This window comes from Candidatus Caldatribacterium sp. SIUC1, assembly GCF_051549785.1.
Lineage (GTDB): Bacteria > Atribacterota > Atribacteria > Atribacterales > Caldatribacteriaceae > Caldatribacterium.
This window is the reverse complement of record NZ_CP189974.1, coordinates 1,819,184-1,844,353: the sequence shown is the minus strand read 5'-3', so window position 1 is coordinate 1,844,353 and position 25,170 is coordinate 1,819,184. Positions and strand designations below refer to the sequence as shown.

General features: G+C 56.3%; 21 protein-coding genes. All 21 read left to right on the top strand.

The features are described from left to right. The first annotated feature begins 21 nt into the window (after positions 1-21). The 21 genes from uvrB (at position 22) to ACP6EK_RS09545 (ending at position 25,169) form a co-directional block, all read left to right on the top strand. Entirely contained in the window at positions 22-2,046 is a 2,025-nt protein-coding gene (gene uvrB / locus ACP6EK_RS09645; RefSeq protein WP_438315856.1) for an excinuclease ABC subunit UvrB, read from the top strand. Continuing rightward, on the top strand, positions 2,033-4,840 hold the full coding sequence (gene uvrA / locus ACP6EK_RS09640; protein ID WP_438315853.1) for an excinuclease ABC subunit UvrA: 2,808 nt from the start codon (positions 2,033-2,035) through the stop codon (positions 4,838-4,840). The genes uvrB and uvrA overlap by 14 nt, the downstream gene beginning before the upstream one ends. 43 nt (positions 4,841-4,883) lie before the next feature. Further along, the gene (gene uvrC / locus ACP6EK_RS09635) at positions 4,884-6,659 is read left to right on the top strand and encodes an excinuclease ABC subunit UvrC (RefSeq protein WP_438315850.1); all 1,776 of its coding nucleotides are present in this window, start codon (positions 4,884-4,886) and stop codon (positions 6,657-6,659) included. Next, the gene (gene whiA, locus ACP6EK_RS09630; RefSeq protein WP_438315847.1) at positions 6,631-7,530 is read left to right on the top strand and encodes a DNA-binding protein WhiA; all 900 of its coding nucleotides are present in this window, start codon (positions 6,631-6,633) and stop codon (positions 7,528-7,530) included. The genes uvrC and whiA overlap by 29 nt, the downstream gene beginning before the upstream one ends. Positions 7,531-7,626: 96 nt before the next feature. Beyond that, complete coding sequence (locus ACP6EK_RS09625; protein ID WP_438315844.1) at positions 7,627-8,733, top strand: ABC transporter ATP-binding protein; 1,107 nt, start codon at positions 7,627-7,629, stop codon at positions 8,731-8,733. A 115-nt stretch (positions 8,734-8,848) separates the two neighbouring features. Continuing rightward, positions 8,849-9,841, top strand: a complete 993-nt coding sequence (gene gap / locus ACP6EK_RS09620) for a type I glyceraldehyde-3-phosphate dehydrogenase (RefSeq protein WP_438315842.1) — start codon at positions 8,849-8,851, stop codon at positions 9,839-9,841. Between the two features lie 12 nt (positions 9,842-9,853). Next, a complete protein-coding gene (gene tpiA, locus ACP6EK_RS09615; protein ID WP_438315839.1) occupies positions 9,854-10,642 on the top strand; it encodes a triose-phosphate isomerase in 789 nt (262 codons plus the stop codon). Between the two features lie 3 nt (positions 10,643-10,645). After that, on the top strand, positions 10,646-10,873 hold the full coding sequence (gene secG, locus ACP6EK_RS09610) for a preprotein translocase subunit SecG (protein WP_438315836.1): 228 nt from the start codon (positions 10,646-10,648) through the stop codon (positions 10,871-10,873). Between the two features lie 10 nt (positions 10,874-10,883). Continuing rightward, positions 10,884-11,924, top strand: coding sequence for a nicotinate phosphoribosyltransferase (locus ACP6EK_RS09605; RefSeq protein ID WP_438315833.1), 1,041 nt, complete (start codon positions 10,884-10,886; stop codon positions 11,922-11,924). 13 nt (positions 11,925-11,937) lie between these two features. After that, positions 11,938-13,779 (top strand): ABC transporter substrate-binding protein, encoded by a 1,842-nt coding sequence (locus tag ACP6EK_RS09600; protein WP_438315831.1) that lies wholly within the window; start codon positions 11,938-11,940, stop codon positions 13,777-13,779. 60 nt (positions 13,780-13,839) lie between these two features. Then, complete coding sequence (locus ACP6EK_RS09595) at positions 13,840-14,871, top strand: ABC transporter permease (RefSeq protein WP_438318998.1); 1,032 nt, start codon at positions 13,840-13,842, stop codon at positions 14,869-14,871. After that, complete coding sequence (locus tag ACP6EK_RS09590; protein WP_438315829.1) at positions 14,871-15,752, top strand: ABC transporter permease; 882 nt, start codon at positions 14,871-14,873, stop codon at positions 15,750-15,752. Before ACP6EK_RS09595 ends, ACP6EK_RS09590 begins: the two co-directional genes overlap by 1 nt. Continuing rightward, positions 15,724-16,743 carry an ABC transporter ATP-binding protein gene (locus ACP6EK_RS09585; protein ID WP_438318996.1) on the top strand — a complete coding sequence of 340 codons (1,020 nt, stop codon included), beginning with the start codon at positions 15,724-15,726 and terminating at the stop codon, positions 16,741-16,743. Before ACP6EK_RS09590 ends, ACP6EK_RS09585 begins: the two co-directional genes overlap by 29 nt. Further along, positions 16,730-17,722, top strand: a complete 993-nt coding sequence (locus tag ACP6EK_RS09580) for an ABC transporter ATP-binding protein (RefSeq protein ID WP_438315827.1) — start codon at positions 16,730-16,732, stop codon at positions 17,720-17,722. Before ACP6EK_RS09585 ends, ACP6EK_RS09580 begins: the two co-directional genes overlap by 14 nt. 87 nt (positions 17,723-17,809) lie before the next feature. Next, complete coding sequence (gene infC / locus ACP6EK_RS09575) at positions 17,810-18,301, top strand: translation initiation factor IF-3 (RefSeq protein ID WP_438315824.1); 492 nt, start codon at positions 17,810-17,812, stop codon at positions 18,299-18,301. Between the two features lie 15 nt (positions 18,302-18,316). Then, entirely contained in the window at positions 18,317-18,514 is a 198-nt protein-coding gene (rpmI, locus tag ACP6EK_RS09570; protein ID WP_017872221.1) for a 50S ribosomal protein L35, read from the top strand. 12 nt (positions 18,515-18,526) lie between these two features. Next, the gene (gene rplT, locus ACP6EK_RS09565; protein WP_438315821.1) at positions 18,527-18,880 is read left to right on the top strand and encodes a 50S ribosomal protein L20; all 354 of its coding nucleotides are present in this window, start codon (positions 18,527-18,529) and stop codon (positions 18,878-18,880) included. A gap of 38 nt (positions 18,881-18,918) precedes the next feature. Beyond that, a complete protein-coding gene (gene pheS, locus ACP6EK_RS09560) occupies positions 18,919-19,938 on the top strand; it encodes a phenylalanine--tRNA ligase subunit alpha (protein WP_438315818.1) in 1,020 nt (339 codons plus the stop codon). 3 nt (positions 19,939-19,941) lie between these two features. Further along, positions 19,942-22,302, top strand: a complete 2,361-nt coding sequence (gene pheT, locus ACP6EK_RS09555) for a phenylalanine--tRNA ligase subunit beta (RefSeq protein ID WP_438315815.1) — start codon at positions 19,942-19,944, stop codon at positions 22,300-22,302. After that, a complete protein-coding gene (locus ACP6EK_RS09550; protein ID WP_438315813.1) occupies positions 22,295-22,861 on the top strand; it encodes a CvpA family protein in 567 nt (188 codons plus the stop codon). Before pheT ends, ACP6EK_RS09550 begins: the two co-directional genes overlap by 8 nt. Further along, entirely contained in the window at positions 22,827-25,169 is a 2,343-nt protein-coding gene (locus ACP6EK_RS09545; protein WP_438315810.1) for an endonuclease MutS2, read from the top strand. The genes ACP6EK_RS09550 and ACP6EK_RS09545 overlap by 35 nt, the downstream gene beginning before the upstream one ends. Position 25,170 lies beyond the last annotated feature (1 nt).

Below are 25,170 nucleotides of genomic sequence, written 5' to 3'. Positions count from 1 at the left end.
TTCTATGAAAGTGAAGGGGTTATGAAGAGGGGAACCTTCCGTCTTGTGGCACCATACAGTCCCTGTGGCGATCAGCCCCAGGCCATTGAGCGGCTGGTTGAGGGGTTATTCCGGGGGTACCGGTACCAGACCCTTATTGGGGTGACCGGGTCGGGGAAGACTTTCACCATGGCCAACGTCATTGCCCGATACAACCGGCCGACTCTCCTTATCTCTCACAACAAGACCCTGGCTGCTCAGCTCTATAGCGAGATGCGGGCGTTTTTCCCCGAGAACGCCGTGGAGTATTTCGTGAGCTACTACGATTACTACCAGCCTGAGGCCTACGTCCCTGAGTACGATCTCTACATCGAAAAGGACGCCTCGATTAACGAGTACATCGACCGGTTGCGTCTTCGGGCAACAAGCGCTCTGATGGAACGCAACGATGTCATCATTGTGGCTTCCGTTTCGTGCATCTACGGCATTGGTTCCCCAAAGGAGTACGCCCGCCGGGTTTTCCGTGTCCGGGTGGGGGACGTCTGCAAAAGGAAGGACTTTGCCCGCCGTCTCGTGGACCTTCTCTACGAGCGGAATGAAGTGGAGTTCGTGCCGGGGGTATTTCGCATGAAGGGCGACACCGTTGAGGTCTACCCGGCTTATAGCGAGGAGGTCTTTCGTTTCGAGTTCTTTGGGGATACGGTAGAGAGCATTAAGGTTCTCCACCCTGTGAGTGGGAAGGTCCTCGGGAAGCTCGACGAGGTCTTCATCTACCCCGCCCGGCATTACCTTGCGGACCAGGAGATCTTTGAGCGGGCGCTTCTTGGGATTGAGGAGGAACTTCAGGAACGGGTGGCCTATTTCCTCTCCCAGGGAAGGTTTGTTGAGGCGGAACGCCTGGAACGGCGGACACGGTACGACCTTGAACTGCTCCGGGAGACGGGATACTGCCCGGGAATCGAAAATTACTCCCGCTATCTCGATGGCCGTCAACCTGGGGAACCGCCCTATACTTTGCTCGATTACTTTCCGGAGGACTTCCTCCTCTTCGTCGACGAATCCCATGTGACGGTTCCCCAGCTTCGGGGGATGCACGAGGGGGATCGTTCAAGGAAAGAGAGCCTTGTGGAATTCGGCTTTCGCCTTCCTTCCTGTTTCGATAACCGGCCCCTGAGGTTTGAAGAGTTTGAGAAGAAGATTTCCCGATGCATTTTCGTTTCGGCGACACCGGGGGAGTTCGAACTGAGCGTGAGCGCTCAGGTGGTGGAGCAGCTCGTCCGACCCACCGGCCTTCTGGACCCGGAGGTTGAGGTGCGTCCTGCCAGGGGTCAGGTCGAGGACCTCGTAGGGGAGATTCGAAAGGTGGTACAGAAGAATCAGAGGGTTCTCGTCACCACGCTTACCAAAAAGAGCGCCGAGGACCTCTGCGAGTTCCTGTACAGCCTGGGTATTCGGGTGAGATACCTGCACTCAGAGATTGATACCCTGGAACGGGCCCGGATTATCCGGGATCTTCGAGCAGGGGAATTCGACGTCCTTGTGGGGGTTAACCTCCTCAGGGAGGGCCTTGACCTCCCGGAGGTAGCCCTTGTGGCGATTCTTGATGCCGACAAAGAGGGGTTTTTGCGGTCTGAGGTGGCGCTCATCCAGACAATTGGGAGGGCGGCGCGCAACGCCGAAGGACGGGCCATCCTCTACGCCGACACCATGACCCGTTCTCTGGAGCGGGCTCTGGCGGAGACGAAACGGCGGAGGGCTATTCAGGAGGCGTATAATAGAGAACACGGGATTGTGCCGCAGACCATCACGAAGGAGGTTCGAACCCTCATTCCTGAAGAGGCCGGTCTTTCCAGGGAGGCAGAGGAGGCCTGTCTCCTTGTGGAGGAACTCGAGGAGAGCGAGGAGAACCTGGAGCGGCTCATTGAGCGGCTGACCCGGGAGATGAAGGAAGCGGCCAGACACCTGGAGTTTGAGAAAGCCGCCCTTCTGCGGGATGAGATCTTCCGTTTGCGATCCCTAAAGGAGAAGCAAGCACTGCACCGGGGCGAGAACGATGCAGGACGGTAAGATTGTCATTCGTGGAGCACGAGAACACAACCTGAAAAACGTGGACCTTGAGATTCCCCGGAATCGGTTCGTGGTCATTACTGGTCTCAGCGGTTCGGGGAAGTCCTCTCTTGCTTTTGACACCATTTACGCCGAAGGGCAGAGGAGGTACCTTGAGTCCCTTTCTTCTTACGCCAGGCAGTTCCTGGAGCGGATGGAGAAGCCCGACGTGGACACCATTGAAGGGCTCTCCCCGGCGATTGCCATCAACCAGAAGGTTTCATCCCATAACCCCCGTTCTACCGTGGGGACGGTCACAGAAATTTACGACTACATGAGGGTGCTTTTTGCCCGGTGTGGCAGGGTTTTCTGTCCCCAGTGCGGGAAACCCATTGCTCGCCAGACGGTGCAGCAGATTACCGATGAAATCCTCTCCCTTCCCCAGGGGTCCAGGGTCCTCATCATGGCTCCTCTGGTGCGGGGAAGAAAAGGGGAGTACCGGAAGCTCCTTGCTGACCTCTTCAAAAACGGATTCGCCCGGGTTCGCATCAATGGGGAAATCTTTGACCTGGAAGAGTGGGAGAACATAGAGCTTGATCGGAACAAAAAACACGACATCGACCTCATCGTTGACCGGATTATCATTGAGGAGGATATTGAACGCCGGGTGAGTGATTCTGTGGAAATCGCCCTTCGTTACGGGAAGGGTGTGCTCAAGGTTGGGATATGGGAGGAGGGGTCGATAAAGGAGCTCCTTTTCAGCGAACGTTTTGCCTGCGTGGACTGTGGGGTGAATTTCCCGGAGATTACTCCCCGGATGTTCTCTTTCAACAACCCCTACGGTGCCTGTCCTCGCTGCAGTGGCCTGGGGTTTCTTGCCTTTGTGGATCCGGATCTCGTGGTGCCCGATTACTCGAAGAGCATCGACGAGGGGGCTATTGTTCCCTGGGACCATCTGGATCCAGAGAGCTACTGGGGGGCACGGGTTCGTCGGGCGTTTGCTGCACGGGGCATCCCGACCAACCGGCCATTCCGGGATCTCACCGAAGAGGAGCGGCATTTCGTCCTCTACGGCAACGGAGTCTTTGAAGGTGTCATCCCCATTCTTGAGCGAAAGCTTGCCAATGCCCAGGATTGGTGGGAACAGGAAGAGATTGCTCCGTTCCTCTCAACCAGAGTGTGTCCTGAGTGTCAGGGAGACCGCCTCCGAAAGGAAAGCCTTTCGGTGAAGATTCAAGGGTTCTCCATTGGAGACCTTTCCCGCCTGACCATTGGAGAACTCCTTGAGTTTTTCGAGAACCTCAGCTTTTCCGGGAACGAGGCGGTCATCGCAGAACCGGTGCTGCGGGAAATCCGTTCCCGCCTGGGCTTTCTGAAGGAGGTCGGTCTTGAGTACCTGACCCTCAATCGCTCTGCCGCCACCCTCTCCGGTGGAGAGGCGCAGAGAATACGCCTGGCGACACAAATTGGTTCCGGTCTTGTAGGGGTTCTCTACGTCCTCGATGAGCCCACCATCGGCCTCCATCCCCGGGACAACCAGAAGCTCATTGCCATTTTGAAGAAGCTCCGGGACCTTGGGAACACGGTGATCGTGGTGGAACACGATGCCGAAACCATCAGGAATGCAGACTTTGTGGTGGATATTGGTCCCGGAGCGGGGGAAAAGGGCGGGAGAGTTGTGGCCTCGGGTTCACCCCAGGAAATCATGGAGAATCCCGAGAGTCTTACTGGACTCTATCTCAGTGGTCGAAGATGCATCCCTGTGCCTGCCAGGAGAAAGCCCCCGGGAAATGAGTGGCTTGTGGTGCGAGGCGCCCGGGCAAACAACCTCAAGAACATCACGGTGAGCATTCCCCTTGGGCTTCTTGTGGGCATCACAGGGGTTTCCGGTTCAGGGAAGAGCACGCTCCTTTACGATATCCTGTACCGGGGACTTTCTCGAATGCTCCATGGATCCCGGGAGGTTGCTGGAGACCACGATGCCATTGAGGGTGTGGAGTACATTGATAAAGTCATCGTGATCGACCAGTCCTCGATTGGGCGAACCCCCCGCTCAAACCCTGCCACCTATACTGGAGTTTTCACCGATATCCGGGCGCTTTTTGCCCAGCTTCCAGAGTCCAGAGCTCGGGGGTACAAACCAGGACGGTTCAGCTTCAACCTCAAGGGTGGGCGATGTGAGGCCTGTCAGGGGAATGGCGTCATCAAAATCGAGATGCATTTCCTCCCAGATGTCTTTGTGACCTGCGAGCAGTGCCAGGGGAAACGCTACGGCAGGGAAACACTCGACATCAAGTACAAGGGGAAGAACATCGCCGACGTTCTGGACATGAGCGTTGACGAGGCTATAGGGTTCTTCGAACATATCCCCACCATCCGGCGCAAACTCGAGGTGCTCCAGCGGGTTGGTCTGGGATACATCAAACTCGGGCAATCGGCCACAACCCTCTCCGGTGGGGAGGCGCAGCGGGTGAAGCTCGCACGGGAACTTGGAAAAGTGGCAACGGGAAGAACCCTGTATCTTCTCGATGAACCGACCACCGGGCTGCACTTTGCCGATGTCGAGAAGCTCCTTTCGGTGCTGCTTGAGCTTCGGGACCGGGGGAACACTGTACTCATCATCGAGCATAACCTCGACGTCATCAAATCGTGTGACTATCTCATCGACCTGGGTCCTGAGGGGGGAGAGAAGGGTGGCTACATCGTTGCTCAGGGAACTCCAGAAGAAGTCGCCCAGGTTCCCTCCTCCTACACAGGCCAGTTCCTGAGAGAGGTGCTGCAGGCTGACCGAAAGAAGGAACTATGTCCCCTTTGAGGTGAAACGGGGGGACCTTGACTGCCTCCCTGCGGAGTGCGGGGTGTACGTCCTGAAGGACGGTGAAGGTCAGGTCCTCTATGTCGGCAAGGCCGTGAACATCCTCAAGAGGGTGAAGTCCCATTTCTACCGGGCTTCTTCCCCGCTCAAAGAGGGAATGCTTGAGGCCGTTGCGTCGGTGCAGTACTTTGTGACGGGAAACGAACACGAAGCACTCCTTCTTGAGGAAGACCTGATCAAACGTTTCCGTCCTCCCTATAACCTCCGTCTTCGGGATGACAAGAGTTATCCCTATATCCTTTTCGAGACAAGAGGGGATTTCCCTGCGGTTCGGTTTGCCCGGAGAAAAACCGGGGGTGAAGGGGTGTATTTTGGACCCTTCACGGATTCCCGGAAGACCCGGGAAGGCCTGAAGCTCCTCCGGTCGATTTTTCGTCTGCGGGGATGTACCATTCCCGAATCCTCTTTCCCTCTTCGCCGGCCCTGCATCGATTTTGAACTTGGCCTCTGTGGAGCTCCCTGTGTGGGTCACATGAGCCGGGCAGAGTACCAGGAGAACCTCAGGAAAGCCGTGGATTTCCTCAACGGAAAGTATGAGGAGATCGCCCGGTGGATTGAGGACGAGATGTGGAAAGCCGCAGATGCCCTGGATTTTGAGCGGGCCATCTACTACCGGGAAAAGCTCGAAGCTCTCCAGAAGGTCGCAACGCGATACCGCCTGGTCCTCTCGCAGCCTGAAGACGTTGACTTTGTGGAGGTTGTCTGTGACGAAGAGGTCGCGCTTTTTGTGGTGCTCCGCGTTCGCCAGGGAAGGCTCATCGGGATCGAGAGCTTTGTTGCCTCGTCTTTGGGATGGCAGAGTAAGGAGGCACTCCTTCGAGAGTTCCTGGAGCAGATATACCTCCACGCTTTCTGCTTTCCCAGGCGGGTATGTGTGGCGGTGGAGCACCTGGAAGCTCTCCAGGAACTCAGCGAGTTCTTCCCCTTTACGGTTACCCCTCCTTATAGCGGTGAGGAAGAGGAAATGATGCTTCTGGCTTTAGAGAACGCCCAGAAGAGCCTCGAGGCGGAGGCGCTCAGGCGTAAAAAACGTGAGCGAGCGTCAACAGAGCTCCTTCGGGGTCTCCAGGATCTCCTTGGACTCCCCTCGTTCCCCCGCCTTGTGGAGGGTGTGGATATCTCCACCTTTCAGGGCGAAGAGGCTGTGGGAGTGGTGGTGGCCTTCCTTGACGGAGTTCCATACCCCAAAAGGTACCGAAAGTTCATTGTGAAGAGCGAGGGCCATCCCGACGACTTCGGCATGATGCGGGAGGTCCTTGTCCGGCATTTCCGGAGGTTGCAATCAGGGGAAGGGAACCTTCCCGACCTTCTGCTCCTTGATGGGGGGCGGGGGCAGCTCAACGTGGCGCTTGGGGTATTCCGGGAACTCGGCGTTTCCTGTCCGGTGCTTGCCCTGGCCAAGGAGTTTGAGGAGGTTTACCTTCCCGAGAGAACTGCGCCCCTTGTGCTTCCTCCTCACTCCGAGGTTCTGCAGTTCCTGCAGCGGGTGAGAAACGAAGCGCACCGTTTCGCTGTGACCTTCCACCGGGTGCGGAGGAACAAGAAGTCCTTTGGTTCACTCCTTGAGGAGGTGGAGGGTATTGGGCCAAAGCGGCGGGAGAAGATTCTTGCCGCCTTTGAGGATTTACGAGCACTCTGTGAAGCGGATCCTGAAGAGGTGAGTAGACGCCTGAGGATTCCTCGGGAGGTCGTCACCCGTCTCAAAGAGCGGCTTCAAGAGGTCTACCAGCATGGACTTTCGGGCGCTTCTTCAGGATGAGCTCTGTGCGCTTTTCCCTTCCGAGAAGAAGCGGCGAAGGGCTGAGTTTGCTGGTCTTTTGCGGAGTGGTGTGATCCGGAAAGGAGAAAAAGGGCTTTTCCTTCGCCTCTCACATTCTTCTCTTGCTCCTCTCAAGAAGTGTCTCGTTCTCAAAAGGGAGTTCTCTCCTCTTGCACCTTACGAGCTTGGACGTTCCAGGGAACGGGGTATCCACTCAGGACTTTTCTATCACCTGGAAATCGGTGTTTCCAAAGCAGTTCTTGAGGATTTCGGGTTCTACGATGTCTCCGCCCTTACTGATTTCCTCAAAGAAGAGGTTGCTGCGGACTTCATCCGGGGGATTTTCGAACTCCGGGGGTACGTGGGAGACCCTCTGCGGAGCTACCAGCTCGAGATTCGGTTTCCCTCAAGGGCATGGGCACTCCTTGTCCAGGAAGCCCTTAAAGCCCAGGGGATACCCTTTCGCTGCCGCCAGGTCAAGAGCGAGTGGCACCTCTACACCAAAAACGCGGAGACCATCGGCCTTTTCCTGGGATACCTTGGAGCCTTCCGGAGCCACCTGGAACTCGAACGCCTGCGTGTGGAGAAGGAAACGGTCAATGACCTCACCCGCTGGGTGAACTACACCACCTCAAACCTTGAGCGAACTGTCCGGTCTTCCCTGCGCCAGCGGGAGAAAATCAGAAACCTTCCTCTGGAATCGCTTCCGCCAAAGCTCAGAGAGATTGCCCTTTTGAGAATCCGTTACCCCTATGCCTCACTCCGGGAACTTGGGAGTTACTGTTCGCCTCCCGTTTCCAAGGGCGAGGTGTACCGTCGGCTGAAAGCTCTGGAGAAAGAAGCGGAAAGGTTCCAGGGGAAATCCATGTGACCTGAAGGGTTTACAGAATGTGAACAATCTTCTAAAATGTCTTTTAGGGAGTTTCCCTGTGCGCAGTTTCATTCTGGTGAAGAAGGGGGAACATAAATGGCGAGTGTGACTCTGAAGAACGTGGTGAAGCGGTTTGGAGACGTCATCGCGGTGAACAACGTGAGCCTTGACATCAAAGACCAGGAGTTTGTCGTTCTCGTTGGTCCTTCAGGGTGTGGGAAAACCACAACGCTTCGGATGATTGCGGGATTAGAGGAAGTGGATGAGGGCGAGATCTACATCGACGACGTTCTGGTGAACGATGTCCCCCCCAAAGACCGGGACATCGCCATGGTCTTCCAGAACTACGCGCTCTACCCCCACATGAACGTCTACGACAACATGGCTTTTGGTCTTCGGCTTCGCAAGTTCCCCAAGGATGAGATCGATCGCCGGGTGAAAGAAGCCGCGGAGATTCTGGGGATTCAGGAGCTCCTCTACCGGAAGCCAAAGCAGCTCTCCGGAGGTCAGAGGCAGCGTGTGGCCGTTGGTCGAGCCATTGTCCGTCACCCCAAGGTTTTCCTCTTCGATGAGCCCCTCTCCAACCTCGACGCTAAGCTCCGGGTGCAGATGAGAGCAGAACTCGCCAAGCTCCACGACCGTCTCAAAACCACGATGATCTACGTCACCCACGACCAGGTGGAGGCCATGACCCTGGGGGACCGGATTGTGGTCATGCGGGACGGAGTGGTCCAACAGGTAGGAACTCCTCTTGAGCTCTACAACAAACCCATCAACAAGTTCGTCGCCGGTTTCATCGGCACTCCCTCCATGAACTTCCTCGACGTAGTGCTTAAAAAGGAGAACGATACCCTTATCCTTGACGGAGGATCCTTCAAGATCAAAGTACCGGCAGAGTACAGAGCGCCTCTTGAACCCTACGTGAACAAGGAAGTCACCTTCGGTATCCGTCCCCAGGATGTGTACGACCTTGCAGTCTCGAAGGAAATGCTGCGGGACGATGGCAATGTCATTGATGCTATAGTGGACGTTATCGAGCCTCTGGGTTCCGAGCAAATCATCTATCTCACCTCTGGTCCGCACACCATTGTTGCCGTTCTTGACATGCAGACCCATACGGAAGTTGGGGCTAGCATGAAGATTGTGGTGGATACGAGCAAGATGCACGTTTTCGACGTCAACACCGAACGGGCCATCATATGAGGTGCAAGGCAAGAAAAAAGGGCACCGTACGGTGCCCTTTTTTCTTGCCTTATTTCAGGAATTCGGGTATGATAAAGTGCTTTAGTTTATTCCGGGAACAAAGGGGGTAGGAGCGATGAAAGTTGCGATCAACGGATTCGGAAGGATCGGGCGACTGGTGTTCCGCAGAATTCTTGAGGTCGGCGGCGATATAGACGTTTTAGCCGTCAACGACCTGACGAGCGCCAAAGTCCTCGCGCACCTTTTGAAGTACGACTCCGTCCATGGAACCCTTCCCAACAAAATCGAGGCTACTGACGATGCGCTGATTGTTGATGGGAAGACCATCAGGGTCTTTGCCCAGAAAGACCCCGCTCAGCTGCCCTGGAAGGATCTCGGTGTGGAGCTCGTGATTGAGTCCACGGGGAAGTTCACTGACCGTCAGGGCGCTTCGCTGCACCTGCAGGCGGGGGCAAAGAAGGTGCTCATCACCGCACCGGCCAAGAATCCCGATGTGACTATTGTGATGGGCGTGAACCACGCGATGTACGACAAGGCGAATCACCACATTGTCTCCAACGCCTCGTGCACCACGAACTGTCTCGCTCCGGTGGTGAAGGTGTTGCACGAGAACTTCACAATCCAGCGAGGGTTCATGACCACTGTCCACGCGTACACCAACGACCAGGTTATCCTTGATTTCCCCCACAAGGACCTCCGGAGAGCCCGGGCTGCGGCCATGTCCATGATTCCCACCACAACCGGTGCAGCGGTGGCCATGGGAGAGGTCATTCCTGACCTCAAAGGAAAACTCGATGGTATGGCCATTCGTGTTCCGGTACCCGATGTCTCCATCGTAGACTTCGTGGCGGTGGTGGAGAAGGAACCCACGAAGGACGAGGTGAACGAAGCACTTAAAAAAGCAGCAGAGGGTGAACTCAAGGGTATTCTGGCGTACTGCGAGGAGCCTCTGGTGTCGGCAGACTTCCTCCACACCACTGAGTCCTCCATCGTTGACGCCCTTTCCACCAAAGTCATCGGCAACATGGTGAAGGTGCTCGCCTGGTATGACAACGAATGGGGGTACTCCTGCCGGGTGGTGGACCTCGCCCAGTACATGATGCGGTGAGAGGGAAGCTTCATGAATCGCACGCTGATTGCTGCCGGAAACTGGAAGATGCACAAGACCATCGGGGAAGCCTCGGCGTACGCCGAGGCTTTCCTCGCCAGAATGCGGGAATTTCAGGGTCTTGAGGTCGTTATCTGCCCGCCTTTCACGGCTTTACCGGTACTGCGGGACCAGTTTTATCAAACTCCGGTGCGGCTTGGGGCACAGAATGTCCACTGGGAAATCCAGGGAGCCTTCACCGGGGAGATTTCCGCCCCCATGTTGCAGGAACTCGGGTGCCGGTATGTGATTGTGGGGCATTCGGAACGGCGGCATATCTTCCGCGAGACCTCCGAAGAGGTGGGTTGGAAGGTGAAGACGCTTTGCAGCTTTCACCTTTCCCCCATTCTCTGCGTGGGTGAGACCCTGAGCGAACGGGAGGCAGGAAAAACCCGGGAGGTTGTGCAGGAGCAGCTCCTTCAGGGGGTTGCCCATCTCACTCCTGAGGAGGCACAATCCCTGGTGATTGCCTATGAGCCGGTATGGGCCATTGGCACCGGCAGGGCCTCAACGCCCCAGGATGCTGAAGAAGTTATCCGGTTCATCCGTGAGGAACTTGCCAGTCGATTCGGTCAGGAGGTGGCATCGGGCATCCGTATACTTTATGGGGGAAGCGTCGCACCGGAGAATGTCTTTGACTTTGTGGTTCAGGAGAACATCGACGGGACACTCGTTGGGGGTGCCAGCCTCGACCCGGGAAAGTTTCTGAAAATCGTAGAAGAGACGGAACGGGCGTTTCTGAGAAAGAGTGGAGGAGCTTGAGGCATGGAAGGGTGGATGATTGTCCAGATTGTGATATCTGTGGCGCTCATTCTCGTTGTTATCCTCCAGCCCCGGAAATCTGGCGTTGGTGGAGGAATATTTGGGGGCATGACCCGGGCAGACCGGAGTGCAAAGTTCCGGGCTCTCCCGATTCTGAGTAAACTCACCGTTGTCTTTGGCGTTGCCCTGATGGTGCTTTCGCTGGTGTTCTCATTGCTCCTTGTCCGGTGAGGGAGAGGGAATGTCCAGGCGGCCGTGGCTTTCGTCGCTTGAAGAGGTCGAGGCCTTTCAGGTGGGGAAGGAGAGGCTGTTCTATTCTGCAACTCACGAGGAAATCCAGAAGGGGTACACCACAGACGTCTACTTTGTGACGGCTCAGGAGATTCTCCGCCACTTGAAGCTTGCCGATACCGTGGTGACTGCCGAGGTTTTTCCCCGCCGTCCCGGTGTCCTCTGCGGGGTTTCAGAGGTGCTGAATCTGCTTTCGGAGAGCAATGTCGAAATCTGGGGGCTTGAGGAAGGGGAAGAGTTTGCCGCCAGGGAGGTGATCATGCGCATTCGAGGACCGTATTCGGAGTTCGGGATTTTCGAAACACCTCTTCTTGGCATCCTTGCCCACAGTTCCGGGTGGGCAACAGCGGCCAGAGAGTGCAAGAGGGCTGCCGGGGAGAAGCTTGTGCTTTCTTTTGGTGCCCGTCACGTGCATCCCGCGGTGGCTCCGGTGCTTGAACGGGCAGCTCTGGTAGGGGGAGTGGACGGAGCGGCATGCATCCTGGGGGCCAAGCTCTTCGGTAAAGAGCCGGGAGGAACGATCCCTCATGCGGTCATCCTCATCGTGGGGGACACGGTCATTACGGCCAAGGCCTTTGAGGAGGCTATTCCGGAGCGCTTCCCCCGTATCATCCTTGTGGATACCTTCAAGGACGAAGCCGAGGAGTCTCTCCGGGTGGCCAGAGTCCTGGGGGAGAGGCTTTCCGGGGTTCGTCTGGACACCCCTGATGAGCGGGGAGGGGTTACCCCGGCTCTGGTGGAAGAGGTCCGGGAGCGGTTGCGACAGGCAGGTTTCCCTCACGTCAAGATTGTGGTCTCGGGAGGGCTCAATCCGGAGAGAATTGCCCTTTTGCGGGACAAAGCGGACGTTTTTGGGGTGGGGAGCTACATCAGCAGTGCTCCGCCCATCGACATGACCATGGACATCAAGGAGGTTGCAGGGCAGAATGTAGCCAAGCGCGGGAGAATTCCGGGGATTATCCCCAATCCCCGCTTGAAGCGACTGAAGTGAGGAGGTGCGAGGAGTGAAAAGGTTTCTGGTCATCCTTGGTTGTGTGTTTTTTGCCCTTTTGGGTGTGCCACCTGCCTTCGCAGAGGTGAAGAATCCCGACACGTACATTTACCTCAGCATCGGAGAGCCAGATACTCTTGACCCGCACTATGCGTACGATACGGCAAGCGGCGAAGTGATCAACTTCGTGTATGAAAACCTCATCGCTTATAAAGGCGAAAGCGTCACTGAGTTTGTTCCCCGCCTGGCGACTGAGGTTCCCACTGTCGAAAACGGGCTCATTCGGGATGAGGGGAAGACCTACGTTTTCCCCATCCGTAAGGGTGTGAAGTTCCACAACGGGAACGAGCTCACCCCTGAAGATGTGGAGTACAGTTTCGAGCGGGGTATCCTCTTTGACCCCTATGCAGGGCCCATGTGGATGCTCATTGAGGCCCTTTTTGGCTACGAGACTCTCGAGGATTTCGTTGCAGACAAAGTTGGTGTTCCCTGGAACGAAATGGTTGATGAAGAGGGAAATCTCAAGAACGAAGAGTACCGCCAGAAGCTCATCGATTTCTACACCACGTACATTGACCCGGCTGTTGAAGTCGAGGGAGACAATGTGGTCTTCCACCTTTCAAGGCCTTTTGCGCCTTTCCTGAGTATCCTTGCCCAGAACTCAAGCTGGAGTGCCATCCTCGATAAGGAGACCTGCATTTCTCTGGGTCTCTGGGACGGTCAGGCCGATGGGTGGTGGAGGTATCACAACTGGAAGAAGGAGAAGAGTCCTCTCTACGAAAAGGCCATTGGAACCGGCCCGTTCAAACTCCTTGAGTGGGACAGAACCCAGCAGAAAGTCATCCTGGTCAGGAACGACGAGTACTGGGGAGAGCGGCCGAAACTCGCCAAGGTCATCATCTGGGGAGTTGATGAATGGAGCACGAGGCGTTCCATGCTTGAAGCAGGGGATGTGGACCAGATTTACACGCCACTCCAGTACCTGGACCAAGTGAAAGGATTGCCAGGAGTCGTCATCAAGGAAGGTTCCCGCCTCACCATCACGGCGCTCCACTTCAACTGGACGGTAGCCAAAGACAGCAAATACCTCGGGAGCGGGAAGCTCGATGGCGAAGGCATTCCTCCAGATTTCTTCAGCGACGTCCACGTGCGGAAGGCTTTTTCGTACGCCTTTGACTACGACACCTTCATTGCGCAAGTCCTTAAAGGATATGGACACCGCGTTCCCTCGGTCATTCCACGGGGACTCATCGGTTTCAACGAGAATCTCCCTATGTATCCTTTTGACCTTGAGAAGGCGAAGGAAGAATTCCAGAAAGCCTGGAACGGCGAGCTCTGGGAGAAGGGCTTTAAGCTGACGCTTCTCTACAACACTGGGAACGAAGCCCGCCAGACGGCCTGCGAGATGCTCAAGGAGAACATCGAGTCCCTAAACCCGAAGTTCCGCATCGAGGTTCAGGGGGTCCAGTGGCCAACCTACCTTGATGCCTATAGGCAGGGGCAGCTCCCGGCGTTCATCATTGGGTGGCTTGCCGATTACCCGGACCCGCACAACTTCATCTTCACCTATTACCACAGCAGTGGCGTGTACGGAACGACTCAGGGAGAAGCATTCCGGAAATTCGCTGAAGAAAACCTCAACGCCCTGATTGAGAGGGCCATTGAGGAAACGGACCCCACCAGGCGGCAGGCCATGTACGAGGAAATCCAGAAAATCGCCTACGACAATGCTCTGGGTATGCCCCTCTACCAGCCGGAGGAAGTGTACGCTATGCGGAGCTGGGTGAAGGGCTGGATGTTCAACCCCATGCGTCCTGGAGAGGCAAATTACGATGGTATCTGGAAGGAAGAGTGAGGTGACACTGTGCTGGAACCCCATGGGGACTGTGGTCCCCATGGGGTCTCACTCACGCCTATGATTTTCTATGTCCTTCGACGTCTCCTTTTTCTCCCTTTGACGCTTTTTGGGATTTCTCTTCTCCTTTTCCTCATGATTGGCCTTCTTAGTCCATACCAGCGCCTGGCTACGTTCATTAACAGTCCCGAACGTCTGAAGGGAGCCGATGTGGACAAGCTCGTTGAACTCTACGGGCTCAACGACCCGCTGATTCTCCAGTACGGTCGATGGCTGAAGAACGTCCTTCGGGGAAACCTCGGGTGGTCCTACGTGGGGAAGGAACCGGTGCTTTCGGCAATTCTCAAGCGTTTTCCGTACACCCTGGAGCTCACTCTTTTTGCCGCCATCCCCATCATTTTCCTCGGGACGTCCCTTGGGGTTCTCGCAGCACTCAACCATAACAAGCCCCTGGACCACGGATTGCGCATTTTTGCCGTTATTGGATGGTCCTTCCCCGATTTTGTCTTTGGGCTTTTTGTCCTTATGGTGTTCTACGGAACATTGGGGTGGTTCCCACCGGGGAACCTGAGCGTCTGGGCTGAAGAAATCGTCAAATCTCCGTACTTCCGGAATTTCACCGGAATGCTCACCCTTGACGCCCTGCTCAACGGGCGATTTGACGTGTTCCTCGATGCACTGCGGCACCTTGCTGGTCCAGTGTTGACGCTCACGTATGTGGAGTTTGCCTTTCTCCTCCGGATTACCCGCTCCTCCATGCTCGAGGTGCTCCGTAAAGAGTACGTTCGCACAGCCCGGGCGAAAGGCCTTGATGAGCGTGTGGTCATTCACAAGCATGCGAAGAGAAACGCCCTTATTCCGGTGGCCACGGTGTCTGGTCAGACGGTGATCGGGCTCCTTGCCGGAACAGTCATTGTGGAGACGATTTTCAACCGGACCGGCCTTGGAAGCTTCATCGCTCTTGCATCGCAACAGCTCGATTACGCTTCCATCATGGGTGGAACCCTCTTTTTTGGTCTCATCTTGGTCATTGGGAATCTCTGTGTGGATCTCTCCTACGCTCTGATTGATCCCAGAGTGAGGCTTGAGTGATGCGGGAAGAGACGAGAAAAGCGCTTCGGCGACTCTTTTCCAGTGCTTCTGGAGTTCTGGGTGTTGTCCTTCTCGGGCTTTTTGTCATCGTGGCGCTCTTTGCTCCCCTTCTTGCTCCTCCGAAGCCCGGGCGGGATCCATACTTCATGCCTGTGGTGACCTGGAGTGCTGATCCTCTTCCCCCCTCACGGGAGCACCCTTTTGGCGTTGCCGGGAAGCGGGACATTTTCTACGGTGTCGTGTGGGGGACGCGTACGGCCTTTCGTATTGGCATCCTCGTAACCCTTGCTTCAACGGCCATCGGGCTTTTTGTGGGGTCTCTTGCCGGATACTTTGGAAGGATTCTCGACGAGATCCTCATGCGAGTGACGGATATTTTTATGGCCATTCCTTTCCTTGTGGCTGCCATGGTGCTCACCACGATCCTCGGTACGGGACTTGATAAGGTGATGATTGCCCTCATCGTCTTCAGCTGGATGTATCCCGCCCGTCTCATCCGGGGGAATATCCTCCAGGTCAGGGAGGAGCAATTTATCCTGGCCGCAAAGTCCCTGGGAGTGAGCGATACGGTCATTATCCTCCGTCACGTTCTCCCCAACGCCATTTTTCCTGTGCTCATTCAGGCGTCCATGCGCATGGGGTCCCTGGTGATCACCGCTGCGGCCCTGAGTTTCCTCGGCCTTGGGGCGCCTCAGGGGTATGCTGACTGGGGAGCACTCCTCAATTACGCCCGGAACTGGATGCTTGGGGGGTACGGGGCCACGTTCAAGTACTGGTATATGATCGTCTTCCCTGGAGGGGCTATGGTACTCTTCGTCCTTGCGTGGAATCTCCTGGGCGACGCTTTGCGTGATGCCTTTGATCCTCGCCTCCGGTGGTGATGTTCTCGTGCTCCTTGAGGTTCGCAATCTCCGCGTATACTTCAAAAACGATGTAGGCCAGGAACTCCGGGCCGTTGATGGGGTGAGTTTCACCGTGCCCCACGGGAAGACTGTGGCGCTGGTTGGGGAGTCCGGATGTGGCAAGAGCGTGACGGCTCTGGCTGTCCTCCGCCTTGTTGAGGTGAACGGCCGGATTGCAGGGGGTGAGGTGCTTTTTGAGGGAAAGAACCTCCTTGATCTCCCGGAGAAGGAAATGCAGAAAGTGCGGGGGAAAGACATTGCCATCATTTTCCAGGAACCCTCTGCAGCTTTGAACCCTGTGTACACCATAGGGGACCAGATCATAGAGGCCATCCTTCTCCACCAGTCCGTGTCCCGGGAGAAGGCCCGTGCTCTGGCGGAGGAGATGCTCCACCTTGTGGGCATTCCCGAGCCCAGGAAGCGCCTGAATGAGTATCCTCACGAGCTCTCAGGGGGCATGAAACAGCGGGCCATGATTGCTATGGCGCTCTCGTGCCGTCCGAAGCTCCTCATCGCCGATGAACCGACGACGTCCCTTGACGTCACAATACAGGCGCAGATTCTCGAGCTCCTCCGGGAGCTCCAGAGGCAAATTGGCATGGCGATACTCCTCATCACCCATGACCTTGGCATTGTTGCCGATATGGCGGATGAGGTTGTGGTCATGTACGCTGGAAAGGTGGTGGAACGGGGAACGAAGTACGACATTTTCAAGCGTTGCCGCCACCCGTACACGCTTGGGCTTTTGCGCTCTGTGCCCCGTCTCGACGTGGACGAAAAGGCCCTTGCGAGCATTCCAGGGTTCGTGCCGGATCCCCTCCATTTTCCCGAAGGGTGTCGGTTTCGGGGTCGCTGTTTCCTGGAAGATGAGACCTGTGCCACAGAGCCCCCGGAAATTGCTCTCGGCAACGGGCACGTGGTGTACTGCCATCATGCTGCGCTCTCCGAGGTGTGCCATGGGGAACGGTGAGGTCTTGCTCCGCGTTGAGAACCTCAAGAAGTACTTCCCTCTCCGGGCAGGGGTTTTCAAAAAAGTTGTGGGATGGATTAGAGCGGTGGATGGGGTGAGCTTTGAGGTCTTTTCGGGGGAGACCCTGGGAATTGTGGGGGAATCAGGGTGTGGGAAGAGCACCCTCGGGATGACCATCCTCAGGCTCCTTGAGCCGACGGAAGGGCGAATCTTTTTTGCCGGACAGGATATTACCAGGCTTCCTCCTGCAAAGCTGCGGCCAATTCGCAAGGATATGCAGATGATTTTTCAGGACCCTTTTAGTTCTCTTAACCCCCGTATGACCGTCCAGGCCATCCTCGAAGAGGGGCTCAGGGTGCACCGTGTTGTTCCCCGGGATACCATGCGGAAAGAGGTGGAAATGCTCCTTGAACGGGTGGGCCTTTCCCGGGACTATGTTCGTCGCTTTCCTCATGAATTTTCTGGGGGGCAAAGGCAGCGCATCAGCATCGCTCGGGCCATTGCCCTTCGTCCTCGTCTGGTGATCGCCGATGAGGCTCTTTCTTCTCTCGATGTATCCGTACGGTCTCAGGTCCTCGAGCTCCTTCAGGAGCTCAAAAGGGAATACTCCCTCACGTACCTTTTCATCTCTCACGACCTTGCCGTCGTTCGGCAAATTTCTCACCGGATTCTCGTCATGTACCTGGGGAAGGTGGTGGAACTTGCTCCAAAAGAGGCCTTTTTTGCCCGTCCTCTCCATCCCTATTCCGTGGCGCTGATCTCTGCCGTTCCCATACCTGACCCGGATGTCCGAAAGGTCCGCATCATCCTGAGTGGTGACGTACCGAGCCCCCTGCAGCCTCCCCCGGGGTGTCGCTTCCACACTCGCTGTCCCAGAGCCCAAGAGATTTGTGCGATGACCGAACCATCTCTCCTTGAGGTGGAGCCAGGCCATTTTGTGGCCTGCCACTTCCCAGGATGTCTTGCGCTCGAGGGATGAGTTGACGGAGTCTGGAGAATATGGTATTTTTTTCTACCGTCTACGAAGACTGACGAGGAGGCGATTCGTATCGAGTTACGGTATCGAGTGAACCACCAGATTGGGGCGCGGGAAGTGCGGTTGATTTCTCCCGAGGGGCATCAGATTGGCATTGTTCCTCTGAAAAAAGCGTTGCAGATGGCAGAAGAAGCAGGGCTTGACCTCGTTGAAGTTGGCCCCAATGCCAACCCCCCGGTGTGCAAGATTATGGACTGGGGGAAGTTCAGGTATGAGCGGGAGAAGAAGGCCAAACTCTCCCGCAAGAAGCAAAAGGCTTCAGAGCTCAAGGAGCTCACCATGCGCCCCAAAATTGACGAGCATGACTATCAGGTCAAGCTCCGGAACGCTCTCCGATTCCTTCAGGAAGGCAACAGGGTGAAGGTCATCATCCGGTTTCGAGGAAGAGAAGCGGCGTTTCAGGATCGGGGGCATGAGCTCCTCCGGAGAGTCATCGAGGACCTGAAAGACGCGGGAAAGGTGGAACAGGATATAAAGAGCGAAGGATCGAGCCTTACGGTCACTCTGGCACCGAAGAAGTGAGGAGGATGGGAAACCATGCCGAAGATGAAGACGCACAGAGGGGCGGCAAAGCGTTTCAAAATCACTGCCCACGGGAAAATCAAGAGGTCCCAGGCAGGGAAATCGCATCTTCTTGCCCATAAGGAGCGGAAACGAAAGCGGAGACTCCGCAAGACCATCGTTCTGACTCCTGTGGAGGCGAAACGAATCAAGAGTTTACTCCCCTATGCATGAGAGGTGGCGTACATGTCGCGGGTAAAGACCAATGTTGCCTCGCGCAAGAGAAAAAAGAAAATCATGAAGATGGCCAAGGGGTACCGGGGTGCCCGTTCCCGGGCTTACCGGAGAGCAAAGGAACAGGTCATCCGCTCTCTGGCGTACGCGTATCGTGACCGGCGAAACCGCAAGCGGGATTTCCGTCGACTGTGGATTCTCCGTATCAATGCGGCAGTGCGGAACGAAGGCATGACGTACAGCCAGTTCATGGGTGCTCTGAAGAAAGCCGGGGTTCTCATTAATCGGAAGAGATTGGCGCAGCTCTCCATCGAGGATCCTGAAGCCTTCCGGGAGCTCGTTCAGATTGCTCTGGCCCATCGGTGACCCTCGGCGAGTCTTCGCAACCCTGAGGGTGGAAGATCATGATTGAGGAAATAGAGGAGTACCTTCGTGACTTTGAGGGAGAACTGGCCCAGGTCCTGACGAGGGATGACCTGAACCGGGTGAAGGGAAAATACGCCGGGCGCAAAAGCCGAATCCCCCTTTTCCTGGAACGATTGAAAACCTTGCCTCTTGAAGAGCGGAGGGTTGTCGGACGGAGACTCAACGAGGTCAAGGTGCTCATCGAAGAGCGCCTTAGGGAGAAGGAGGCGGAACTATCCCGGAAGGAGCGCAAGCGTGAATTTGTCGACCTCAGTCTTCCAGGGCGAAGACATCCTCTGGGGGCCTTCCATCCTCTGCGCCTGGTCATGGACGAGATTGTCGCCATCTTCCGTTCCCTGGGATTTCGCGTGGAAGAGGGACCAGAGATTGAGACCGAGCTCTACAACTTCGAAGCCCTGAACATCCCTGCCGATCACCCTGCCCGGGATGCTCAGGATTCCTTCTACCTTGGAGGCGGTTTCCTCCTGCGGACGCACACCTCCCCTGTCCAAATACGGGTTATGAAGAAGCTTACGCCTCCCTTTCGAGTTATTGTCCCCGGGCGGTGTTACCGTCGGGATGCCTTTGATGCGACCCACAGCCCTGTGTTCCACCAGGTTGAGGGTCTCGTGGTGGCACCAGGAATTTCCATGGGGGACCTCAAGGGAACCATTGAGGTTTTTGCCCGTCGCCTCTTTGGTGAGAAGCGAAAAGTCCGTTTCCGTCCCAGCTATTTCCCCTTCACCGAGCCGAGTGCAGAGGTGGACATTTCCTGTGGCATCTGTCAGGGAGCGGGATGCCGGTCCTGTGGAGGGCAGGGATGGCTTGAGATTATGGGAGCTGGTCTTGTGCATCCCCAGGTGTTCCGCAACGTGGGATATGACCCGGAGAAGATTCAGGGGTTCGCATTCGGTATGGGTGTGGAGCGGATCGCCATGCTGAAATTCGGCATTCCTGACATCCGGTGGTTCTTTGAGAACGACGTCGCGTTTTTGAGTGCTTTCAAGGGTCTGGGGTAGCATATGCGCGTCTCATATCGGATTCTCAAACGGTTCCTTCCTGAACTCTCTCTTCGTCCCGAAGAGGTTGCCGAGGTTTTCCTGAACCAGGGGTTTGTGGTAGAGGAGATGCTTTCGGCGCGAGACCTCTTTTGCTACCCTTTACTTGCCGGTACCCTCGTGGAGGCGCATCATGAGGGTCTGCTGACCCGCTGCACGGTGAAACTCGGAGAACACACCTTCCAGGTTCTGGTCCACACTTCTGGTGTTCCAGAGACCGGGAGCAGGGTCCTTGTGGGGTTTGAGGATCATATACCGCTTTTTCTCCCCGTGCGGGGGGAAAGAGCGAGGGAGGTTTTCGATTTCCTCCTGCCTCTTCCCCCGTTCCTCGAAGAGGGTGACGACGTTTACGAGGCCCTCATTGGTGACGACGTGGTTTTCGAGGTGGAGGTTACCGCAAACCGTGGGGATTGCCTCTCGATTTTGGGATTGGCTCGGGAGCTCGCAGCCCACTGCGATATCCCCCTGGTGCTCCCCAGGATGCACTGCGCTGAGAAACCCATCCACCATGGTTTCCGCCTTGAAAACGAGGCACCTCACCTTTGCCCGCTGTACACTGGAAGGTATGTCACTGCAATGACTGTGCAACCCTCGCCGTTCTGGATAGCCAAGGAACTCATCCTCATGGGTATGCGGCCCATCAATAATGTTGTGGACATCACGAATCTCGTCATGCTTGAGATGGGGCAACCACTCCATGCCTTTGACGCTGCCCGCATTCGGGGGAATCTCGTCCGTGTTCGTGAGGCAGAAGAAGGCGAGCGCCTCGTTACCCTCGATGGGGAAGAGAGGATACTTAGGAAGGGCATGCTCCTCATTGCCGATGCGGACCGCCCCATCGCCCTTGCCGGGGTCATGGGAGGACGGGATACCGAGGTGGGGCCGAAGACGAGGGAGATTTTTCTTGAAGCGGCCTTCTTTGACCGCGTTGCCGTTCGGAGAACGGCCAGGGCTTTGGGGATGCGAACGGAAGCATCGGCACGCTTTGAGCGGGGTGTTGACCCCCTGGGGGTGATGCAGGCAGCGTCCCGGGCACTTGCGCTTTTGGAGGAGATGGGAGGAGAAGTGGCTTCGGGATGGCTTGTGAGTGGCCAGCCACCCTTCACGGCGTGGGAAATTTCGGTACCCTGGGAACTTGTTGTGCAGAGACTATCCTGCGAGGTTCCTCAGAAAGAGGGCATCCGTATCCTTGAGCGGCTTGGTTTTCAGGTCGCTCAGGAGACGGCGACCCTGCGTGTTCGTGTGCCGAGCTGGCGTCCCGATGTGCGGGAACCCATCGATGTTGTTGAGGAGGTAGGGAGGGTTTACGGGTACGGAAAGATTCGTTCCTCTTTCCCCTCTTTTCCCTTCGATCCCGGGAATGTTCCTCGGGAGGAATCCCTGGAAAACCGGATTCGAGCGCATCTTGTCCATCGCGGTCTTTACGAGGTGGTGACGCTTTCTTTCGTCGAGGGGGAAGGCGTGAACGTGCTTGGCTCTAAAAGAGAGGAATGTGTCGCGGTGCTGAACCCCCTTTCCCAGGAGCACGCTGTCCTCCGTCCTTCCCTTTTCTTGAGCCTCTTTGAGGTTGTGCGGACCAATGCCCGGCGGGGCAGGAGGAGCAGAGGGTTTTTCGAAGTCGGCAAGGTGTTTTTCCGGAAGGAGGGGAATTTCCGGGAAGAAAAGCATCTGGGCATTATTCTTTGGAATGTTCCTCAGCCTGCCCTGTGGAAAGAGGATCCTTTGGACCTCCTTACCCTGAAGGGGTTCCTTGAGGAGATCGAAGAGCTTGCGGGTGCAGGGTGCGGTGCTGTTTGCCATGGGAGGGTTTTCCCAGTTTTTGAGGAGGACGGCGCTTTCGTGGTATCCTCTCCTGAGGAGGGTGCAGAACCCCTTGGGTGGGGTGGAAAGGTTCTCCCTGCTTTCCTGCGCAGGCACGATGTTGAGGGAGAAGTGTACTATCTCGAAATCCGCCTTGAGGGTCTTGCCGCCTGGGGACAGGACCGCCCAGCAAGGGATTTTGCCCTGCCTGCTTTTCCTGCTGTTTCCCGGGACATTTCGGTGGTTGTGGATGCATCCACCCCCTGGGCTTTTGTGGCCTCACTCGTTGCTGAAGAAGCAAAGCGTAGCTGCATGGCTCTTGAGGAGTTTGTCCTCTTCGATGTGTTTTCCGGCGACCCCCTCCCACCCGGGAAGAAGGGGTTTGCCTTTCGTCTTGTGTTTCGAGCTCCGGACCGGACTCTTGAGGATGAGGAGGTCGGGAGATGGGTGCAGAAGCTCAAGGAGAGTCTGAAGCAAACGGGGAGGGTGGTGTTACGGGAAGAGATGATTCTCTCCCATGAGTGACTGGTACACCCTGCTGTGTTTTGGTATTCTCGTCCTTAACGCAGTGCGCAGTGCGCTCCGGGGGTTCAGCAAGGAATTCCTGGTGTTCGTCGGGCTCGTGGTTGGTCTTCTCCTTGGTCTCCGGTATTTCCCTGCAATCGGCGGGTTTTTCCACACCCGTTTTGGGTGGCAGAGTCCCTGGCTTGGGATCATCGGATTCCTCCTCATTTTCCTTCCCACGGTGGTGGTGTTTTCTTCCTTTGGCCTTCGTCTGCGCCGGGTCTTTGAGCACCTCGATATCCTCTGGGTTGATGCTCTCCTTGGGTTTTTTGTGGGGCTTTTGAAGGGCATGCTCTGGATTCTCGTCATTACGGTGTTTGTAGCCAATGTGGCATACCTTGGTTTCCTCAAGGAGGGCATTGCCCGCTCCCAGTTTTACCAGGATTGCACGCTGCCCGCGATTCGCTATGTAGAGCGTTTTGCCTCCCAGTTCCCCCAGATTGCCTTTTTACGACCATGGCTTGAGAAAGGAGCGTCCATAGGCAGTGGAAGTTTCGAAGAGCGCCCTGGCGAGCTTTGAGTACGATAGAATCCTCGAACTCCTGGTTCCCCTCTGTTTTTGCCCCGCAACGCAGGAGAGAGCCAGAGCACTCCTTCCTCTGGCGCCAGGAACGCTTCCTTTGCACCTTGAAGTGATGCGGGAGCTCAGGGACCTCATCCGTTTTGACGGTGACATCCCCTTTGGAGAATTTCCCGATCTCCGTCCGGTTCTTGAGGTCCTGCGTCTTCCCAGCGTTCGTCTCTCCCTTGAGGAAGCGCAGAAGGTATACCGTTTCCTTCTCATGAGCCAGGGTATCCGCCATTTCCTGAAAGAACGGGGGGTGGAGAAGAAGTACCCCCGAATTTCTTCCCTGTACTTCCGGAACATTCAGGATTTCTCGGGGTTTCTGCGGTATGCAGAGAGGATTCTCTCCCAGGATGGGCAGGTGCTCGATACGGCGAGCGAGAAACTCTGGAACATCCGGAGGCGGAAGGAAGAGGTCCAGAGCCGGATTGTGGAAGTTCTCCATCGCATCCTCCAGGATAGCAGAATCACCAGATACCTCCAGGAACCACTGTACACTCTGCGAAAGGGCCGATATGTTCTTCCCGTGAAGGCTCAGTTTCGGAATATGCTGAGGGGATTTGTGGTGGATTGTTCCTCAAGTGGCTCCACGCTTTTCATTGAACCGTGGGCTGTGGCGGAGCTCGCTAATGAGCTCGAGGTTCTGGAGACCCTTGAGGAAGAAGAAGTCTCCCGCATCCTTTTCGCCTTCACTGAGAAGCTTCGACCGCTGTTTTCTGCCCTTCGGGAAACCTTCGAAGGCCTTGTGGAGCTCGATCTCCTTCGGGCTAAGGTGAAGCTTGGGGAGCGATGGAAGGGGGAAATTCCCGAGGTTGGAGGAGAGACGCTGCGCATTCGTGAAGGGCGACACCCTCTGCTTTTTGAACGGGCGGTTCCCTTCGACCTTGAAGTTTCTGGGGACCGCAGCATCGTGGTTGTCAGCGGGCCCAATGGTGGGGGAAAGACCGTTCTTGTGAAGGCGCTTGCGCTTCTTGTGACGCTCACCTTCTCCGGAATTCCGGTCCCCCTCGCGCGAGGTTCCTCCATCCCCCTCTATGACTATCTCTTCGTGGATATTGGAGACCATCAGGACCTGGAAAGCAGCCTGAGCACCTTCACATCCCGGATGGTGCTTTTAAGGGCTGCGTTGCAAAAGGCCGGACCCCGGAGCCTTTTTCTCATCGATGAGCTTGGAGCGGGCACAGACCCCCACGAGGGTGCGGCGCTTGGCATTGCCCTTCTTGAGTACCTGAAAAAGAGGGGCACAACGTGCATTGCCACCACCCATCTTCCGGCTCTTCGGGAGTATGCCCTTCGGGGAGAAGGTGTGCTCCCCGCCTCCCTTGCCTTTGATCCTGATACTCTGCAGCCCACGTATTGCCTTGTGGTGGGGAGCGTTGAGGGAAGCTACGGCATCACGATTGCGGAGCGGGTTGGTCTTCCTCAGGAGGTTATCCAGGGGGCACGCCAGGTACTCCGGAGGGAAGAAGTTGCCTTCAACGAGCTCTTGCTCTCCCTTTCCCGGGAGCGGGAAGAGATGCGGAAGAAACTCGGCGAACTCCGCGAGAGGCTTGCCGAGCTTGAGAAACGTGAGGAAGAGGTGCAGGTGCTCAGGAAGGCTCTTGAAGAGGAGCGTCGACGCCTGACGAGGACGCTCAGGGAGGAGTGGGAAGCCCGTCTGCGGGAGAGGGAAAAGGAAATTGCGCGTCTTGTGGGGGAGTTGCGGAGATCAAGAGAGCTTGACGAAGAGAAATACGGGGAACTCAGGGAAATCCTCCGAGAGGAACGCCAGTGGCTTGAAGGTCTCAAAGAGGAACGGGAAGAACCCCAGGAGTTTCAGGCAGGGGACCAGGTGTTCGTTGACCCTCTGGGTCGGGGAGTTGTTCTTGAGGTTGATACAAAGAAGGGCGAGGTTCTCGTTGCCGTGGGGGAGAGAAGAGTCCGGGTGGCGCCGGAGCGTTTGAGGAAGGAGGAGAAGAAGGGGGTTCCTCAGGAGCCTCCACAGACTCCCATCACCACCTTCGCCCTTCGGGAACGGATAACCAATGAAGTCACCATCAGGGCTCTCAAGGCAGAAGAGGCCCTTGCCGTCCTTGAGCGGTACCTTGACAGGGCAATCCTTGCTGGTTTCACCACTGTGTACGTCATTCACGGCAAGGGTGAGGGGAAACTCCGTCGGGTCACGCATGAGTTCCTGCGGAGCCACCCCTATGTTCAGGAGTTTCGTCCCGGTCGGCCTGAGGAGGGAGGACTCGGGGTCACAGTGGTCACCCTCCGAACGTGAG